The sequence below is a fragment of the Brevibacterium pityocampae genome (assembly GCF_039541555.1).
GTDB classification, from domain to species: domain Bacteria; phylum Actinomycetota; class Actinomycetes; order Actinomycetales; family Brevibacteriaceae; genus Brevibacterium; species Brevibacterium pityocampae.
Genome location: NZ_BAABGL010000002.1, coordinates 23,368 through 41,148 on the forward strand (window position 1 = coordinate 23,368; position 17,781 = coordinate 41,148).

Here is a 17,781-nt window from a genome sequence, read left to right on the forward strand (position 1 = left end):
CGCGCCGGGGCAGCGGGAAGCCATGAGGTCATGACGAAGGCCCCGGACCGTGGGGTCCGAGGCCTTCGAGAAGTGTGCGCGAGGGGGGACTTGAACCCCCACGACCTTTCGATCACTGGCACCTGAAGCCAGCGCGTCTACCAATTCCGCCACTCGCGCGAGCGACAGTAGGAGACTCTAACATCACCGCCGTTCCGCGCCAAAACCGGATTCCGGGCCGTCGGAACCGGACTCCGGGCCGCCCGAACGCTCTCGGATCCCGCGCTGCGCACGACCTCCGCACCCGGTCCGCCCGGGCCGCGCGCCGCCCGACTGCGCGGTATCCGGAACCGAGCGCGCAATTGCGCGTCGATCGTCGGATACTGCGCAGTCCGGCAGCGGGGCGCCCGGCAGCGGGGCACCCCACTCGTACCCCGGCACCCACCCAGGAAGCACCCGGGAATTCGCCCGGAGCTCCCCCGGAGCTGCCCGGCAATCCCTGTCGGAATCCCCGCCCGCGCACGTGCGAACATGTCAACGCGGGAGTCTGCCGTTAGCATGGAGTGTTGACAGTGTTGGCAGACGGCGCCGCCTCGGCGACCGGTGCAGCGGACCGAAGGAGGCAGGCCATGGGCGTACTCGACCGTTTCGAGAAGGGCATCGAGCGCGTCGTCAATGGTGCCTTCGCCAAGGCGTTCCGCGCCCAGGTCGAGCCCGTCGAGCTCGCCGGCGCGCTGCGCAAGGAGACCGACACCCACGCCGCCGTGGTGTCCCGCGGCCGCACGCTCACCGCCAACAGCTTCATCATCGAGCTCTCGCAGTCCGACCACGAGCGCCTCGAACCGATCGAGTCCGAGCTCCGCGCCGACCTCCGGCAGGTCGTCGGCGACCACGCGATGGAGCAGGGATACAGCTTCATCGGCCCCGTCATCGTCACCTTCGAAGCCGCCGACGACCTCGACACCGGCATGTACCGGGTGCGCGCCTCGACCAAGCGCCCCGACGGCTCCCCGGCCGCGCAGCCCCAGAACCGCGGCGGCTACGACCCGCCCTCGCGCGCCAACCCGATCGTGCCCGAGGCCTACGTCCACGCCCACAGCGGGCAGCTCCGCGCCGCCGAGGCACCCGCCCCCACTCCTCCCCCGCCGGTCCGCCGCTCCGAGGACCCCCGCCAGCCCGCCGTCGAGATCCGCGGCCGCCTCACCCACCTGCCCCAGGGCACCACGGTGTTCGGCCGCTCCTCCTCGAGCGCCGACATCGTCCTCGACGACCCCGGCGTGTCCCGCCGCCACTTCGAGATCGCCGTCTCCGGCGACCAGGCGACCGCCACGGACCTCGGCTCGACGAACGGCACCCTGGTCGACGGCCGCCGGATCACCTCGCTGCCCCTGAACGACGGCATCACCCTCACTGCCGGGGACACCGACGTGGTGTTCCGCGAGACGGAGACGGGAGGCCGATGAGCGAGTTCACCGTCATGGTCCTGCGCTTCGCGTTCTTCGCACTGCTGTGGATCTTCGTCTTCCTCGTCGCCGGAGTGCTGCGCCAGGACCTGTTCGGGCCCCGCCGCAGCAACCGCGTCGGCCGCCGCGGCCGCTCCCGGGGAGAGCGCGGGGCGGTCCCCGCAGGCGGGCCCCCGCCCGGCCGGGCCGCGCCGCAGCACGCACCCCCGTCCCGGGCCGCACCGCCGCAGCAGCAGGCACCGCCGGTCCCGCGCGCGCTCCACCTGACCTCCGGCGCCCTCGCCGGGATGGTGATCCCGCTCGGCGCCGGGCCGATCACCCTGGGCCGCGCGGGCGGCAACACCGTCGTCCTCGAGGACGACTTCGCCTCGGGCCACCACGCGCGGATCGTCCCGGATTCCGGCCACTGGTACGTCGAGGACCTCGGCTCGACCAACGGCACCTTCATCAACGGCCAGCGTCTGCACTCCCCGGTGCAGATGCGCATCGGCACCCCTGTCACCATCGGCCACACCACCCTGGAGCTTCGTCCGTGAGCAGCCTGGATTTCACGCTGCGGCACGCAGCTCGCTCCAACACCGGCCTGGTCCGCAAGAACAACCAGGACTCCGGGTACGCCGGACCCGATCTCCTCCTCGTCGCCGACGGCATGGGCGGTCATGCCGGGGGCGATGTCGCCTCCGCGATCACCGTCGCCCGCCTGTCCGACCTCGACGCCCCCGGCCACGGCAGCGACGCCCTCGATGTGCTCCGCCAGGCGATCCTCGACGCGAACGAGCGGATCACCACCTGCGTCGCCGAGCAGCCCGAGCTCGCCGGCATGGGCACCACCGTCACCGCGCTCCTGCGCACCGGCGACCGGCTCGCGCTCGCCCACATCGGCGACTCCCGCGCCTACCTGCTGCGCGACGGTGAGCTCTCCCTCGTGACCCACGACCACACCTTCGTCCAGATGCTCGTCGACGAGGGTCGGATCACGCCCGAGGAGGCCGAGTCCCACCCCCAGCGCTCCGTCGTCATGCGCGTGCTCGGCGACGTCGGCTCGGCACCGGAGCTCGACCTGTCCTTCCGCGACACCCGGCTCGGCGACCGCTGGATGCTGTGCTCCGACGGGCTCACCGGCTTCGCCTCGATCGAGGACATCCAGGAGGCGCTCGCCGGCATCGCGGATCCGGGCGCCTGCTGCGACCGGCTCGTCGACCTCGCCCTCGCCGGCGGCGGCGCCGACAACGTCACCGTGGTCATCGGCGATGTCGTCGCGCCCGAGGACGCCGCGGGAGCGGGAGCGGCGGCGCGCGGTGCGGGCGAGTCCGTGGGCTCCGTGCGCACCAACCCGCAGTACGCCCTGCTCGGCCGCACCGACACGCCCACCGAGCTCATCCCCACCGGCCCGCTCGACACGGTCGACGAATCCGCCGACACCCAGCAGCTCGACGTCGTCGGCGCCGAGCGCGCCGCCCCGGACGAGGACGGCTCCCGAGGCCGGCAGGACAGCGGGGACGAGCACGGCAGCCGAGGCCGAGGTGCCCCGGACTCCCGGGGTGCGCGCACCGGCGACACCCAGGAGATCCCGACCGACTCCGCCGCACCCGCTTCCGTCGGCACCGCTGCCGCCGGCGCCGCTGCCACCGGCGCCGCCGCGACAGCATGCCCCGGAGCCGCGCACCGCGACCGCGCCGAGACCCGCGCCCAGCCGGGCGAGCGCGACCGCACCGACGGCCACCACCCGGACGACGACCTCGACGGCTGGGGTGCCGAGGAGCGTCCGCGCCGGCGCCTGCTGCCCCTCCTCATCACCATCCTCGTGCTCGCCGCCGTCGCGATCGCCGGCGTCGTGGGCTGGAACTGGGTGCGCGGACAGTACTACGTCGGTGAGGAATCCGGCACGGTCGCGATCTACCGCGGCGTCGCGCAGACGCTGGGCCCGCTCGAGCTCAGCTCCCTCGACGAGACCACCGACATCCCGGTCGACGAGCTCTCCGCGTTCTCGCAGTCACGTCTCGAGGCGACGATCCCCGCCGGGGACCGCGCCGCCGCCGACCAGGTCGTCGAGACCCTCCGCGACGAGGCCGCGGCGAATGCCGCCACCGAGATGCAGGGCGGCGTCACTGACGCCCCGGTCTCCCCGGATCCCGCATCACCGGACCCCGCCTCGCCCGCACCCGCCCCGGCCGAGGAGCCGAACGCCGCGGGAGGCCCGTGATGACCTACGCCCCCGCCGTGGCCGAGCAGCGCGCCCCGGACGCCGTCGCGCGCTCCCAGGCCCCGCGCCCCTACCGGTTCGCGGAGCTCATGCTCACCGCCCTCGCCGTCGTGATCGCCGCCGGCGCCTACGCCCTCGTGGGGCTCGGCGCCGCGGACACGGTGCCGGCGAACGTCTACTGGTACACCGGTTGGCTCGCCGCACTCGGCCTCGGCCTCCACGTCCTCACCTGGTGGCGCGCCAAGTACGCCGACCCGGTGCTCGTCCCGCTCGCGATCCTCCTCAACGGGATCGGGCTGGCGATGATCTATCGGATCGACCTCGCCACGGAGTCCTCGACCGCGACCTCCCAGCTCGTCTGGATGACGCTCGGCTCGATCCTCGCCGGCCTCGTCATCGTGTTCCTCCGCGACCACCGGCTGCTCCGGCGCTTCACCTACACCTGCGGCTTCGCAGCGCTCGCGTTCCTGCTCCTGCCGCTCGTCCCCGGCCTCGGCACGACGATCAACGGCGCCCGGATCTGGATCAACGTCGGCCCGTTCTCGTTCCAGCCCGGCGAGATCGCCAAGATCCTCCTCGCCGTGTTCTTCGCCGGCTACCTCGTGAGCTTCCGCGACCAGCTCGTCCTCGCCGGGCCCAAGATCCTCGGCATCCGGTTCCCGCGCCTGCGCGACCTCGGACCGATCATCATCGCCTGGGTGGCGAGCGTCGGCATCCTCGTCCTCCAGCGCGATCTCGGCACCTCGCTCCTGTTCTTCGGACTGTTCGTCGCGATGCTCTACGTCGCCACCGGCAAGAAGACGTGGATCTTCCTGGGTCTCGGCATGTTCGCGCTCGGCGCCTTCGTCGCCGCGCAGATCTTCACCCACGTCCAGCAGCGCATCGACGGCTGGCTCGGCGCGCTCACCCGCGAGGAGTTCGAGAAGACCCCCGGCGGCTCCTACCAGCTGGTCCAGGGCCTGTTCGGCATGGCCTCCGGAGGGCTCACCGGCACCGGCCTCGGGGAGGGCCGGCCGAGCGTCGTGCCGTACGCGGAGTCCGACTTCATCTACGCCTCGCTCGGCGAGGAGCTGGGGATGGTGGGCCTGTTCGCGATCCTCATGCTCTACCTCATCCTGTTCCAGCGCGGCATGAAGATCGCCTCGAGCGTGCGCGACGGCTTCGGCAAGCTCCTCACCGTGGGCCTGACGTTCACCATCTGCCTCCAGTGCTTCATCGTCATCGGCGGCGTCACCCGGCTCATCCCGCTCACCGGCCTCACCACGCCGTTCCTCGCCGCCGGCGGCTCCTCGCTCATCGGCAGCTGGATCATCATCGGGCTGCTGCTGCGGATCTCCGACTACGCCCGCCGCCCCGCCGAGGAGTTCCAGACCGGAGTCCTCACCGTCCTCACCGACCCCGAGGAGCGCGCCGGGCAGCGCAGCCCGTCCCGCGGACTGCTCGGCGGGCTCCGGAACCGCGACGCCGCGGACCCGGCCGGCGCCGAGGCGGCCGACGGGCACCCCCGGGACCCCGAGGCCGAGGTCGCCACCACCGTCCACCCCGCGGCGGCACCCGGCCCCGAGGCGGACGTCGCCACCACGGCCCACCGCACCGCCCCCGAGCACGGGGCCGAGCCCACGCCCGAGCACGGAGAGCCCGAGCACGGGGGTGACCCGCGATGAACAACCCGCTCAAGCACGTCGCCGTCGTCGGCTTCGTGATGTTCGCGCTGCTGTTCGGCTCGACGAGCTTCGTCCAGTACTTCCAGGCGCAGGCGCTGCGCGATCACGAGCTCAACACCCGCACCCTCGTCGAGGAGCTGTCGCGCGAGCGCGGGCCGATCCTCGTCGACGGCACCCCGGTCGCCTACTCCGTGCCCGTCGACGACACCTACGAGTACCAGCGCACCTACGGCGCAGACGGCATGCCGGCGGAGGTCTACGCCCCCGTCACCGGCTTCTTCTCCATCGTGTCCGGCGCCTCGGGCCTGGAGAAGACGGAGAACGGCCTGCTCGCCGGCACCGACGACGCCCTGTTCTACGACAAGATCTCCTCGATCTTCACCGGCAGCCAGCCCGCCGGAGCGGCGATCGAGATCACGCTCGACCCCGAGGCGCAGATGGCGGCCTGGAACGCGCTCGGCGGGCAGAAGGGCTCCGTCGTCGCGCTCGACCCGAAGACCGGCGACGTGCTCGCGATGGTGTCCTCGCCGGGCTGGAACCCCAACCCGATCGCCTCGCACGACCGCGATGAGGCCCTCAACGCCTACGAGCGCCTCATCGCCGACGACGACAACCCCGCCTACAACCGCGCGATCGGCGGCAACCTCTACCCGCCGGGCTCGACCTTCAAGCTCGTCACCGCCGCCGCCGCGCTCGAATCCGGCGAGTACACCCCGGACTCCCAGCTGTCCGGGCCGGCCACGCTCGACCTGCCCCAGACCACGGCGACGATCTCGAACTCCGGCGGCGGCGCGTGCGGCTCCGGTGGCACCGTCTCCCTGGCCGACTCCCTGAAGAACTCGTGCAACACCTCGTTCGCCGACCTCGGGATGACCCTGGGGTCGGACGCGATGAGCGAGCAGGCGCAGAAGTTCGGGTTCGGGGAGAGTTTCGACATCCCCCTGCAGGTCAGCGCCTCGAGCTTCCCCTCGGACACGAATCCCCCGCAGCTCGCCCAGTCATCGCTCGGCCAGTTCGAGGTCCGCGCCACGCCGCTCCAGATGGCGATGGTGTCCTCGGCGATCGCCAACGGAGGATCCCTCATGCACCCCCAGCTCATCGACCAGGTGCGCAATGCGCGCACGCTCGACCTCATCAGCGAGCCGAGCCCGCGCGAGTTCTCCCGGCCGATCAGCGGGGACACCGCGAGCGCGCTCACCGACATGATGGTCAGCGTGGTCGACGACGGCACCGGCACCGCGGCGCAGATCCCCGGGGTCGACGTGGCCGCCAAGACCGGCACCGCGCAGCACGCGCAGGGTGCCGCGCCCCACGCGTGGTTCACCTCCTTCGCCCCGGCCGACGACCCGCAGGTCGCCGTCGCCGTCGTGGTGGAGAGCGGCGGCAACGCCGGGAGCCAGGCCTCTGGCGGACGCGTGGCCGGACCGATTGCGAAAGCTGTGATGGAAGCGGTGATCAACGAATGAGACCAGGCGCAGGAACCATGCTCGGCGGCCGGTACGAGCTCACCAGCCGGATCGCGATCGGCGGGATGGGCGAGGTGTGGCGCGGGCGCGACACCGTGCTGGCGCGCGAGATCGCCGCGAAGATCATGAAGGAGGAGTACCTCTCCGACCAGACGTTCCTCGACCGGTTCCGGGCCGAGGCGCGCAGCATGGGAGCGGTCTCCGACCCCGGGATCGCCGGCGTGTTCGACTACGGCGAGGAGAACGGCTCGCCGTACCTCGTCATGGAGTACGTGCCCGGCGAGGCGCTGTCCGCGATCCTCGACCGCAACGGCGGGATGCCCGAGCGCGACGTGCTCGACGTCGGCGCGCAGGCCGCGCAGGCGCTCCACGCCGCCCACCGCTCCGGCGTGGTGCACCGCGACGTCAAGCCCGGCAACATCCTCATCACCCCGGACTTCCGGGTCAAGATCACCGATTTCGGGATCGCGCGGGTCGCCGACCAAGCGCCGCTGACCAAGACCGGGCAGGTCATGGGCACCGCCCAGTACCTCGCCCCGGAGCAGGCCACGGGCAAGGGCTCGATCCCGAAGTCCGACATCTACTCTCTCGGCATCATCATGTACGAGGCGCTCGCCGGCGTCCGCCCGTTCACCGGGGAGTCGCAGGTCGAGATCGCGATCGCACAGGTCAACCGCCACCACCCGCCGCTGCCGGACACCGTGTCGGAGCCGGTGCGCCGGCTCGTCGACGCGATGCTCGCCAAGAACCCCGACGACCGTCCCGACAGCGGCCAGGAGGTGGCGACCGCCGCCCGCGCACTGCTCGCCGGGGATGTCGCCGCCGCCGAGGCCGCCGTCCCGCAGATGGTGAGCGGCAACGCCGCGAGCGAGGCCGTGACCCGCGTGTTCAACCAGGACGACTCCGCCACCCGCGTCATGCCCGCCGCCGGGGCGGCCGCGGCTGGTGCCGGTCTGGGCGCCGCCGCGGGGGCCGGTGCCGCTCACTCCGCCGGGCACCCGCAGAACGACTGGTCCGGCGACCCCGCGCAGACGGGAGCGCACAGCTACCACGATCCGATGATCGCGGCGAGCGCCCAGCAGCGCACCGACGAGCTCGCCCCGGAGGACGAGGAGCCGAAGAAGTCGAAGACCCCCGCGATCGTCATCACGATCCTCGTCGTCCTCGCGCTGCTCGGCCTCGGCTGGATCCTGTGGCTGTTCCTCGGCGGCGGCGACGAGGAGCCGGGACCCGGCGAGTCCCCGACCGCCTCCGCGGAGCCCACCGAGGACACGATCACCATCGACCCCGACGACTACATCGGGCAGAGCGAGAGCACCGCGACCCGCAATCTCGAGGACCTCGGGCTGAATGTCGAGACGGTCACCGTCGAGTCCTCGCGCTCCGAGGGCACCGTCGACGGAGTGCGCCGCGGCAACGACGGCTACGAGTTCTCCGCCGGCGACACCGTCACCCTCGAGATCTCCGGCGGCCCGGCCGAGGCGCCGGAGCCGGAGGAGCAGCCCACCCAGGACGCCCCCGAGCAGCCCACCCAGGCCCCGGAGCGCCCCACCCAGGCCCCGGAGCGCCCCACCCAGGAGGCGCCCGCACCGGAGGAGGACACCGACCCCGGTGACGGCGGCGGATCCGAGGACGGGAACAACGGCAACGGCGGCGGGAACAACGGCGGCGGCAACGAAGGCGGCGGCAACGAGGGCGGCGGCCAGGGCGAGGACGACCCCGGCCTCGGCGGCGGCCAGGGCAACCAGGGCCAGGGCAATCAGGGGCAGGGCGCCTCGTTCCCGGCCGGTGCGCTCGTCGACACCGTGACCGCCGGAGCCGGCACCTCCCCGGCCGGCCTGCCCGGCCCCGCTGGAGGCACCCGATGAACGACGTGCGGATGCTGTCCGGGCGCTACGAGGTCCGGGAGCTGCTGGGCCGCGGCGGGATGGCCGAGGTCCACGCGGGCATCGACACCCGCCTGGGTCGGCGCGTGGCGATCAAGCTGCTGCGCTCCGACCTCGCCCGCGACCCCTCGTTCCACGCCCGCCTCAAGCGCGAGGCGCAGTCCGCAGCGAGCCTCAACCACCCCGGGATCGTCGCCGTCTACGACTCCGGCGAGCAGGAGTTCGTCGAGTCCGGCGGGGATGTCGTCCACGTCCCCTTCATCGTCATGGAGTACGTCGAGGGCCTGACCCTGCGCCAGGTGCTCACCGAGCACGGCCGGCTCACGGTGCGCGAGGCCCTCGACGTCACCGCCGGTGTGCTCGCCCCGCTCGACTACAGCCACCGCAACGGGATCGTCCACCGCGACATCAAGCCCGGCAACGTCATGCTCACCCCCGAGGGCGACATCAAGGTCATGGACTTCGGGATCGCCCGTGCCCTCGAGGACACCGGCAGCCTGACCCAGACCCAGTCGGTCGTCGGCACCGCGCAGTACCTGTCGCCCGAGCAGGCGCGCGGCGAGATCGTCGACGCCCGCTCCGACCTCTACTCGACCGCCTGTCTCCTCTACGAGCTGCTCGTCGGCCGGCCGCCGTTCGTCGGCGACTCCCAGCTCGCGGTCGCCTACCAGCACGTCGGCGAGGACCCCAAGGCGCCCTCGCACCACGAGCCCGAGCTGCCCCCGGCCGTCGACCGGCTGCTCCTCCACGCCCTCCAGAAGGACCGGAACGACCGCTACCAGGACGCGCACACCTTCCGCGAGGACGTGCTCGCCGCCCGCGACGGGCGGCCGCTGAGCATCGACGGCGACGACGCCGCCACGCAGGCGTTCGGCGCCGTGCCCGGGGCGCTCGCCGGCGGAGCGGCCGGTGCCGCGCTCGGCGCCGGCGCCGCACCGGGGTACGCGAACCCGCCGACCGAGGCGACGATGGCGTACTCCCAGCTCGGCGAGCCCACACAGGCGATCGACCAGCCCCCGACCACCAATGCGGTGACCACCGTGCTGGAGGAGGACCGGGACGAGGAGCCGGAGCAGCGCAGCCGCACCTGGCTGTGGGTGGGCAGCGCGCTGCTCGTGCTCGTCCTCGCCGGCCTCGGCCTGTTCGTCTACACCATGTCCAAGGAGCCCGAGGTCGTCACCTTCGAGCTCGTCGACCTCAGCGACCGGCCCGCGGACGACGCCGAGCAGTACCTCCTCCAGGAGGGCCTGCGGGTCGACCGGGAGGAGACCGCTGACGACGAGATCGCCGAGGGCAACGTCGTGAGCACCGACCCGCCCGCCGGGTCCCAGGTCAGCGAGGGCGACCTCATCGTGCTCTACGTGTCGACCGGCCCGGACTCCGTCGAGGTGCCCGATGTCGCCGGCGACACCGAATCGCTGGCACGCCAGCGGATCGGCGACACCGGCCTCACCGCCGGCAGCAACATCGACGAGAACTCCCCCGACGTCGCCGCCGGCACCGTCATCGAGACCCGGCCCGGCGCCGGCTCCACGGTCGCCAAGGACTCCACCGTCGACCTCGTGATCTCCACCGGCAAGGTCGACGTCCCCGACGTCCTCGGCATGACCGAGGACGAGGCGTGCGAGACCCTCGAGGGCGAGGACTACCAGCTCGACTGCACCGTCGAGGAGTCGGAGACCGCCGACCACCCGGCCGGCGAGGTGTTCGAGCAGAGCACCGAGGGCGGCGGCGAGGTGAGCCAGGGTTCGGCGATCACCATCACCGTGGCGCAGGAGGCGCCGTCCCCGAGCCCGACGCCCCCGCCGGCCGAGCCGACCGCCGAGGTGCCCACCTTCCCCTCGATCCCGGGGCCCCCGGGTGACGAGGGGGACGAGCAGGGTGGCATCCAGGGCAACAGCGGATCCGACGAGGCGCGCGACCGGCCCGGCCGCCCCGACGAGGCCCGGGACCGGCCGGGTCGCCACGGGCGGGGATAGGACCCGCCGACCGTGACGCTCACTCCCCCTCGATCCCCCCTCCCCGTCGATCCCCCGGCCGACCCCCCGCCCACCGGATCCCCTCCGCCCCGGGTCACCGAGATGATGACCGGGCCGCTCGACATGCTCGGACCCGACTCGGATCCGGCGCCGCCCTGGATGCTCACGGTGTACCTCGACTCCGTCGTGTTCGACGCCGAGACCGTCTGGGAGCGGGTGGGCCGCGCGGTGCTCGCCGACTGCGGGTGCTCCGAGCTCGCCGCCGGGACCCTGCCGGACCCCCTCGCACTGGCCCTCGCCGCAGGGGACCTCGTCGACATCAGCGAGGCGCTCGCCCGGGTCATCGCAGACGGGCCCGGGACGAACGTGACGAGCGCACTGCTGCGGATGCGGATCTTCCACCGGCTGTCCGCGACCGCGCGCGACGGCGACCTCGCCTGCCCCGCGGCGCGGGCGTTCCTCACCCGGGCGGCCGCCACGGATGCCCGGATCGCCTATCTCACCTCGATGCCCCGCAGCTGGGTGGAGGCGCTGAGCGAGCACCTGGCGCTGCCGCAGCCGCACGTGCTGCTCACCGCCGAACAGGTCCGCCGGCGCCGCCCGCACCCGTACGCGCACCTGCTCGCCGTCCACCAGCTCGGCATCCCCGCGCGGTTCGGGGTGGCGGTGGAATCCGGCTCGGACGGCATCACCGCGGCGATGGACGCCGGGCTCACGGTGATGGCAATCGTGCCGCCGGAGATGTCCGGGGGATCGGGGCGGCTCACGCTCGTCGGCGACCTCGCGGACGTCGACCTCGCCGCCGCCCGCGCCGCGATCCACGCTGACTGGGCCCGCGAACGGGCGGCGGCGACCCCGGGCTCACCGGATCGGTCCTGAGCGTACGCCGCGCAACTGTGGGGGTTCCGGCGAGGAATGGTGGTATCGACGCCACCACTCTCGGCGAAGAGCCCCACAGTCCGCTCAGGCCGATGAACGGTCGGGGCCGTCAATCGTGCCGCACCCCGTCGCCGAGGCGGCTCGCCTCAGTCGTGGAGGCCGGCCGAGGCGATCGGGGAGCGGCCGCGGGCGGTGAGCGCCGCCTCGGGCATGCCGCACTGCGCGAGGAAGTTCCCGAGCATCGGGTAGCCGTCCTCGGTGAGCACGGACTCGGGATGGAACTGCACCCCGGACAGCGGCGCGCTGCGGTGGGCGATGCCCATGACGACGCCGTCGGCGGTCTGCGCGGTGACCTCGAACACCTCCGTCGGCAGGGTCGCGTCGACGATCGCGAGCGAGTGGTAGCGGGTCGCGGTGAGCGGCGTCCGGCAGCCGGCGAAGATCCCTGTCCCGGTGTGGGTGAGCTGCGAGGTCTTGCCGTGCATGAGGGTCGGCGAGTGGTCGACGGTGGCCCCGAACACCTCGGCGAGGGTCTGGTGGCCCAGGCACACGCCGAACAGCGGCAGCTGAGCCTGGGCGCAGGCGCGCACCACGGCGGGGCAGATCCCGGACTCCGCCGGCACGCCGGGGCCCGGGGACAGCAGCACCCCGTCGTACTCTGCGAGCAGGGCGGGCACCTCGGCGTCGGTGACGTCGTCGTTGCGGATCACCGTGGTGTCCGCGCCGAGCTCCCGGAGGTAGCCCACCAGGGTGTAGACGAAGCTGTCGTAGTTGTCGACGACGAGGATCCGCGCGCTCACGCCCCGCCCCCGTCCTCGGTCACGGTCGCCTCGTTGAACGGCATGTAGGGCGCGACGACGGGGAACACGTACTCCATGAGCAGGTAGACGACCGCGGCGATGAGGAGCAGGCTCAGCAGCAGCTTGACGGCCCACGGGCCGGGCAGCGCGCGCCAGATGAGTCCGTACATCAGACCTCGCCCCCCGTCGCCTTCTCGAAGGCCGGGGAGTCCGCGAGGCTCTCCGGCACACCCTCGGCCGCGGGCTGCCAGTCGGTGAGCTCGGCGTAGGCGATGTAGCGCTCGCGGGCGGAGAACATCGGGTTGCACGCGGTGAGGGTCATGATCCGGTCCTTGCCCTTGAACTCCGGCATGTCCGGCACCGGGGCGAGCACCTCTGTGGCGTCGGGCAGCACGATGTCGAAGTTGCGGAAGGTGTAGGTGTAGAAGCCGTCGGCGGTCTGCACGATGATCTCGTCGCCGGGGCGCATCTCGGCGATGAGGTTGAGCGGCTTGCCGTAGGTCACGCGGTGGCCGGCGAGCGCGAAGTTCCCCACCTCGCCGGGCATCGCGGAGTTCGGGTAGCGGCCCAGACCCATCCGGTTGAGCACCGGCTCCATCGCCACGCCCTCGGCCATGGTGCGGTAGTAGTCCTCGCCGAAGCGCGGGATGTAGACGATCCCGAACGCCGAGTTCATGTCGACGGGCTCGGCGACGAAGGGGGTCTCCGGGTCCGGAGGCAGCTCGTTGCGCGGATTGTCCGCCCATTCGCTCGTGAGCTGGTCGGCGAGGTTGGCGTTGTCCTCGTTCGCTGCGATGTCCGTCCACCACAGCTGCCACACGACGAAGAGGATGAGGACGAGGCCGGCGGTGATGCACAGCTCGCCGAAGGTGCGCACTGTCCCGCGCACCACACCGAGCGGCTCGCGCTCGCCGGAGCCCCGTGCGGAGCGGCTGCGCTCACCGGGGCCCTCGTCGAGGTGCCCGGTGCCGTCGTCCGCCGGGTGCGGGTCCCGGCGGGTCGCGATGGGTTCGGCGAAGGCGGCGGCGACGGCGGAGCGCGGGTCGGAGTAGCGGACATCGGGCGCCGGGGCGCCGGGCGCTGGGGCGCCGGAATGGTGGCCACCGGACTGCGGGTGCCCGGACTGCGGAACGTGCGGCTGCGCGATGGTGGGGCGCGGCGTGCCGGACGGCGGCGCGCCCCACGACGAGGCTCCTCCGACCGGGCCGGACGGAGAATATCCGGACTGCCCGCCGGGGTGGCCGTCGCCGCGCCCGGTCGAGGTGCGCTGGGCGGGGCGGATCATCGGCCGGGGGCTCGCGGGGGCCGCGGGCTGCGCCGGGGCCTCTCCGGCCTCGGCCTGCGCCCGGGCTGCGGCTTCGCGCGCCTTGCGCTCCCGCCGCGTCAGGGGTTCGTCCACTACTGCTTCACCTTCGCCTGGTCCACCTCGAGGGAGTCCGCATACTCCGTCAGCGTGATCGGCCCCGACTCGACTTTCCAGCCCAATCCTAGACGCTCGGCGTAGGACCGGTAGACGGTCACCGCGGGAGACGCCTCGAGCGCTGCGCTGAGCGCCTCCTGGTCCCCGACCGCTTCGACGGTGTAGGGCGGGGAGAACACGCGGGCGTTGATCCGCAGGGTGTTGCCCACGCACTTGACCGAGGAGGTGGAGACGATGCGCTGGCCCTGCACGGAGATCCCCTGCGCGCCGCCGGCCCACAGCGCATTGATCACGCCCTCGAGGTCCTGCTGATGGATGATGAGGTCGTTGGCGGTGGCGCCGTCGATGCCCGCGGACTCCGGGGGCGCGTCGTCGAGCGTGACGGAGAGCCCGGGGCCGGTGGTCGCCGCTGTCGACGCGGCGACGGCGAGGCCCTCGGCAGCGCTCTGGGCCTCCTCCACCCCGCTGTCCCCGCCCGCGGCGCTCTTCTCGAGCTCCTCGATCGAGGCTCGCCGCTCGCTGATGAGCTGCTGGAGCTCCTCGTTGCTCTGCGAGCGCTGCGCGACGATGTCGGACAGGGAGGAGGTCTCGTTGCGCAGCTGGGTGCCGTCGGCCACCCGGGCCGACGTCGTCATGAGGAGTCCGCACAGCACGAGCACGACGAAGACGGCGGTGCGCGCGGCCAGCGTGGTCATCGGTGAACTTTCGGGATATGCGCGCGAACGGCGCGGACGAGTACACTTTGCATGATTGCCCTGAGGAACCAATGTACCGACCGGTGCCGGGGGTCCCCAAGTCGCACGCGCGTGCGCGGGGTCCGCCGCCCGACAGAGGAGTAACGTGGCCAAGCCGAGCCGTGCCAGCAAAGCTCACCGGACCTCGCGGAATTCCGCGGCGGACTCTGCGAAGCGACCCGCGGCGACCGAGCCGGAGAGCACCGACACCGAGCTCACCGAGTCCGAGCTCACCGAGTCCGAGGCGACTGCGGAGTCGACGGATGCCGCCGGGGCCGAGGTGACCGAGGACGACGTCGTCGTGGTGACCGCGGACGCGGACCTCGCCGACGAGCCCGCCGCGGACGATCTCGACGCCGATGGCACGGACTCCGAGGCCGACGCTGCGGACTCCGACACTGCTGGCACCGACGCGGATGATGCCGACACGGACGATGCCGCGACCGGGTCGACGGCGGCCGGCGCGAAGTCCGCAGGGAAGTCCGCGGCGAAGGCGGGGAAGACCGCGTCGGCAGGGAAGAGCACCGCGAAGACCGGGAAGACCGCGTCCACGGCGAAGTCGGCCACCGCGAATTCGACCGGGACGAAGTCGACCGGGAAGTCCGCGGAGCAGACCGACGACGCTGCCGCGGCGAAGTCGGCCGGCCGGAAGACCGCCGGGAAGAGGATATCCCGCACATCCGCGGCCGCGGGCGCCGCCGGCACGAAGAAGTCCGCCGCCTCCGCCGCGAAGACCTCGAAGGCGGATGCCGAGGCGAAGAAGGCCGGGAAGAAGACCGGCGAGGACTCCCCCAAGCGCACCTCGCGCTCGGGCAACCCGGCCAAGCGCTCGACGACCCGCAAGACCTCGACCTACACCTCGAGCGGGACGAGCCAGACGATCAAGCCGAACCCGCGCTGGTTCGCGCCGGTCATGGTCGGCATCCTGCTGCTCGGGCTCGCCTGGCTCGTCGTGTTCTACATCACCGGCGGCAGCTGGCCCGTCGAGGCCTGGGGCAACTGGAACCTCGTCGCCGGCTTCGCGATCCTCGTCGCCGGACTCATCATGTCGACCCGCTGGCGATGAGCTCCGGCTTCCGGCTGCTCGCTCAGCATCCGCTGCCGGTCCGACTGCTCGCACTGTTCGGGGGCCTCGCACTCTACGGCTTCTCCGGCGGCCTGATGATCGCCGCCGGCCTGGGCAACATGCCCTGGGACGTCCTCCACCAGGGCATCTCGCTCCACGTGCCGCTGACCATCGGCGTCGTCGGCATCATCGTGTCGATCCTCGTGCTCCTCACCTGGATCCCGCTGCGCCAGCGCCCCGGCCTCGGCACGATCTCCAACGCCCTGCTCGTCGGCGTGTTCATCGACCTCACGCTGCTCGTCGTCGACCGCCCGCAGGTGCTGTGGGCGCAGATCCTGCTCATGTGCGCCGGCATCGTGCTCAACGGGCTGGCCACGGTGCTCTACATCATCCCGAACTTCGGTCCCGGCCCCCGCGACGGTCTCATGACCGGTCTCGTGCAGCGCACCGGTGCTTCGGTCACGGTGGTCCGCTCCTGCATCGAGGTCGTCGTCATCGCCGTCGGCTGGCTGCTCGGCGGCGTGTTCTTCGTCGGCTCGGTGCTCTACGCCTTCGGGATCGGGCCCGTCACCCAGCTGTTCCTCCGCCTCGCCGCCCGCCTCCTCGGCCCGGCCGACCCGATGGCGAGCGAGCACACCTGACGCCTCCCGCCGGCGGCGAGACCCCGGGTGCCCGGGGCAGCGCGCCGATCGCCCGACTCGGCGGCGCACCGACAGCCCGACCCGGCGGCCCGCCGGTGACCCTCAGAACGTCGACAGCGCCGGCGGCAGCGACGCCACGGCGAGGAGCTTGAGCACGGTGAGCCCGGCGAGCACCGCGACCATGAGGAGCGCCGCGACCCCGAACACGAGCGGGCGGCGGCGCGGCGGCGGGAGCAGGGCGGCGCAGCCGAGCAGGAAGCCGGTGATGAGCCCACCGAGGTGCGACTCCCATGAGATGTTCGGCTCGACGAGCGGGATCGCGGCGTTGAGCGCGACGAGCGCGAGCACCCCGCCGAGGTTCCGGTCGAGCTCCCGGGTGGGGGTGAGGAGGGCGCCGACGAGCGCGAACACCGCCCCCGAGGCGCCCACGTGGAGGGCGAACCACGATGCCGGGCTCGTCGGGTCGGCGAGCACGAGCACGCACACCGCCCCGCCGAGCGCGCCGAGGACGTAGAGCACGGCGAAGCGCACGTGCCCGATCGCCCGTTCGAGGAAGCTGCCGAAGAAGAACAGCGCGAGCAGGTTGAAGCCGACGTGCAGCGGCGAGGGCTGGGAGTGGATGAAGGCGTGGGTGAGCATCCGCCACGGCTGCTCGGCGGCGAGCGCCGGCATGAAGCCGAACCGCTCGAGCAGCCCGAGCGGAGGGATGTACTGGAGGAGGAAGACCGCGCCGATGAGACCCATGAGCACATGCGTGACGTGGGCGCGCGGACCGGCGGCCGGGTGCCCGGAGCCGGCGGGCGCCTCGGCGGGGGCGGGGAGGCCCGGGGAGTTCGGGACCCGGGGGGACGACGGGACCCCGGACGGCTCGCCTGCCGGCGTGCTGTCCGGGGTCTCCGGGGTGCTGGGTTCGTCCGCCATCGGATCGGTGACGCTGGGGCGCCCGCGACGCATGCCGCGGGCGGCCGGGCGGTCAGGACGCGGGGAGGACCTCGACGGATTCGATGACGACGGGCTCGACGGGGCGGTCGCCCGGGCCCACCTGCACGCCCTCGATCGCGTCGACGACCTGCTTGGAGGCGTCGTCGGCGACCTCGCCGAAGATCGTGTGGTTGCCGTTGAGCCACGGGGTGGGCACGGTCGAGATGAAGAACTGCGAGCCGTTGGTGCCCTTGCCCATGCGCTTGCCGGCGTTCGCCATGGCGAGGAGGTAGGGGCGGTCGAACTGGAGCTCGGGGTGGATCTCGTCGTCGAAGGTGTAGCCCGGGCCGCCGGTGCCGGTGCCGAGCGGGCAGCCGCCCTGGATCATGAACTGGGGGATGATCCGGTGGAAGCCGAGGCCGTCGAAGAACGGACGGGAGACCTTGTCGCCGGTCTTGGGGTCCTCGAACTCGCGGGCGCCGGTGGCGAGCTCGGTGAAGTTCGCGACGGTCTTCGGCGTGTGGTTGCCGAAGAGGTTGAGAGTCACGTCGCCCTTGTTGGTGTGCAGGATCGCCTGCTGCGTTGCAATCGTCATGCCCCCATTGTTCCACGACGGGGGCCGGGGGCCGCTCCCGGATCCGGGTCCCCGCACGCACCTCGGACCCGATCCTGTGCGAATG

16 protein-coding genes and 1 tRNA gene are annotated in these 17,781 nt (G+C 72.5%); 10 read left to right on the forward strand and 7 right to left on the reverse strand.

The features are described from left to right. Nucleotides 1-75: 75 nt before the first annotated feature. Nucleotides 76-159: transfer RNA gene (locus ABD883_RS00435), tRNA-Leu, on the reverse strand. Between the two features lie 449 nt (nt 160-608). Between ABD883_RS00435 and ABD883_RS00440 the strand changes: the two genes are divergently transcribed. From ABD883_RS00440 to ABD883_RS00475, 8 genes are all read left to right on the forward strand, one after another. Further along, on the forward strand, nt 609-1,442 hold the full coding sequence (locus ABD883_RS00440) for an FHA domain-containing protein (RefSeq protein ID WP_345029008.1): 834 nt from the start codon (nt 609-611) through the stop codon (nt 1,440-1,442). Continuing rightward, nucleotides 1,439-1,978 carry an FHA domain-containing protein FhaB/FipA gene (locus tag ABD883_RS00445; RefSeq protein WP_345029010.1) on the forward strand — a complete coding sequence of 180 codons (540 nt, stop codon included), beginning with the start codon at nt 1,439-1,441 and terminating at the stop codon, nt 1,976-1,978. Before ABD883_RS00440 ends, ABD883_RS00445 begins: the two co-directional genes overlap by 4 nt. Continuing rightward, nucleotides 1,975-3,645 carry a PP2C family protein-serine/threonine phosphatase gene (locus ABD883_RS00450; RefSeq protein WP_345029012.1) on the forward strand — a complete coding sequence of 557 codons (1,671 nt, stop codon included), beginning with the start codon at nt 1,975-1,977 and terminating at the stop codon, nt 3,643-3,645. Before ABD883_RS00445 ends, ABD883_RS00450 begins: the two co-directional genes overlap by 4 nt. After that, on the forward strand, nt 3,645-5,309 hold the full coding sequence (locus ABD883_RS00455; protein WP_345029014.1) for an FtsW/RodA/SpoVE family cell cycle protein: 1,665 nt from the start codon (nt 3,645-3,647) through the stop codon (nt 5,307-5,309). The genes ABD883_RS00450 and ABD883_RS00455 overlap by 1 nt, the downstream gene beginning before the upstream one ends. After that, nucleotides 5,306-6,775, forward strand: a complete 1,470-nt coding sequence (locus tag ABD883_RS00460) for a peptidoglycan D,D-transpeptidase FtsI family protein (protein WP_137318461.1) — start codon at nt 5,306-5,308, stop codon at nt 6,773-6,775. Before ABD883_RS00455 ends, ABD883_RS00460 begins: the two co-directional genes overlap by 4 nt. Then, on the forward strand, nt 6,772-8,643 hold the full coding sequence (locus ABD883_RS00465) for a serine/threonine-protein kinase (protein WP_425548403.1): 1,872 nt from the start codon (nt 6,772-6,774) through the stop codon (nt 8,641-8,643). Before ABD883_RS00460 ends, ABD883_RS00465 begins: the two co-directional genes overlap by 4 nt. After that, on the forward strand, nt 8,640-10,640 hold the full coding sequence (gene pknB / locus ABD883_RS00470) for a Stk1 family PASTA domain-containing Ser/Thr kinase (RefSeq protein WP_345029019.1): 2,001 nt from the start codon (nt 8,640-8,642) through the stop codon (nt 10,638-10,640). The genes ABD883_RS00465 and pknB overlap by 4 nt, the downstream gene beginning before the upstream one ends. Nucleotides 10,641-10,742: 102 nt before the next feature. Then, nucleotides 10,743-11,519 (forward strand): hypothetical protein, encoded by a 777-nt coding sequence (locus ABD883_RS00475; RefSeq protein WP_345029021.1) that lies wholly within the window; start codon nt 10,743-10,745, stop codon nt 11,517-11,519. A gap of 146 nt (nt 11,520-11,665) precedes the next feature. Here ABD883_RS00475 and ABD883_RS00480 read toward each other — a convergent pair whose 3' ends face one another. The 4 genes from ABD883_RS00480 to ABD883_RS00495 are packed head-to-tail and all read right to left on the reverse strand — an operon-like array spanning nt 11,666 to nt 14,434. Continuing rightward, the gene (locus ABD883_RS00480) at nt 11,666-12,319 is read right to left on the reverse strand and encodes an anthranilate synthase component II (RefSeq protein ID WP_137318465.1); all 654 of its coding nucleotides are present in this window, start codon (nt 12,317-12,319) and stop codon (nt 11,666-11,668) included. Continuing rightward, the gene (locus ABD883_RS00485; protein WP_175406846.1) at nt 12,316-12,489 is read right to left on the reverse strand and encodes a hypothetical protein; all 174 of its coding nucleotides are present in this window, start codon (nt 12,487-12,489) and stop codon (nt 12,316-12,318) included. The genes ABD883_RS00480 and ABD883_RS00485 overlap by 4 nt, the downstream gene beginning before the upstream one ends. Next, entirely contained in the window at nt 12,489-13,718 is a 1,230-nt protein-coding gene (locus ABD883_RS00490; RefSeq protein WP_345029023.1) for a class E sortase, read from the reverse strand. The genes ABD883_RS00485 and ABD883_RS00490 overlap by 1 nt, the downstream gene beginning before the upstream one ends. Beyond that, a complete protein-coding gene (locus tag ABD883_RS00495; RefSeq protein ID WP_345029024.1) occupies nt 13,718-14,434 on the reverse strand; it encodes a DUF881 domain-containing protein in 717 nt (238 codons plus the stop codon). Before ABD883_RS00495 ends, ABD883_RS00490 begins: the two co-directional genes overlap by 1 nt. A 145-nt stretch (nt 14,435-14,579) precedes the next feature. On the opposite strand from ABD883_RS00495, the gene ABD883_RS00500 reads away from it, so the two are divergent. Together ABD883_RS00500 and yczE are read left to right on the forward strand one after the other, a co-directional pair. Then, nucleotides 14,580-15,539: a cell division protein CrgA gene (locus ABD883_RS00500; protein WP_345029026.1), complete on the forward strand. Its 960-nt coding sequence runs from the start codon at nt 14,580-14,582 to the stop codon at nt 15,537-15,539. Beyond that, complete coding sequence (gene yczE, locus ABD883_RS00505; protein WP_137318469.1) at nt 15,536-16,180, forward strand: membrane protein YczE; 645 nt, start codon at nt 15,536-15,538, stop codon at nt 16,178-16,180. The genes ABD883_RS00500 and yczE overlap by 4 nt, the downstream gene beginning before the upstream one ends. Before the next feature lie 102 nt (nt 16,181-16,282). Here the strand turns inward: yczE and ABD883_RS00510 are convergent, their stop codons facing one another. Continuing rightward, nucleotides 16,283-17,101, reverse strand: a complete 819-nt coding sequence (locus ABD883_RS00510; RefSeq protein WP_345029027.1) for a rhomboid family intramembrane serine protease — start codon at nt 17,099-17,101, stop codon at nt 16,283-16,285. Nucleotides 17,102-17,153: 52 nt separating this feature from the next. Continuing rightward, complete coding sequence (locus ABD883_RS00515; RefSeq protein WP_137318470.1) at nt 17,154-17,696, reverse strand: peptidylprolyl isomerase; 543 nt, start codon at nt 17,694-17,696, stop codon at nt 17,154-17,156. Nucleotides 17,697-17,781: the final 85 nt, after the last annotated feature.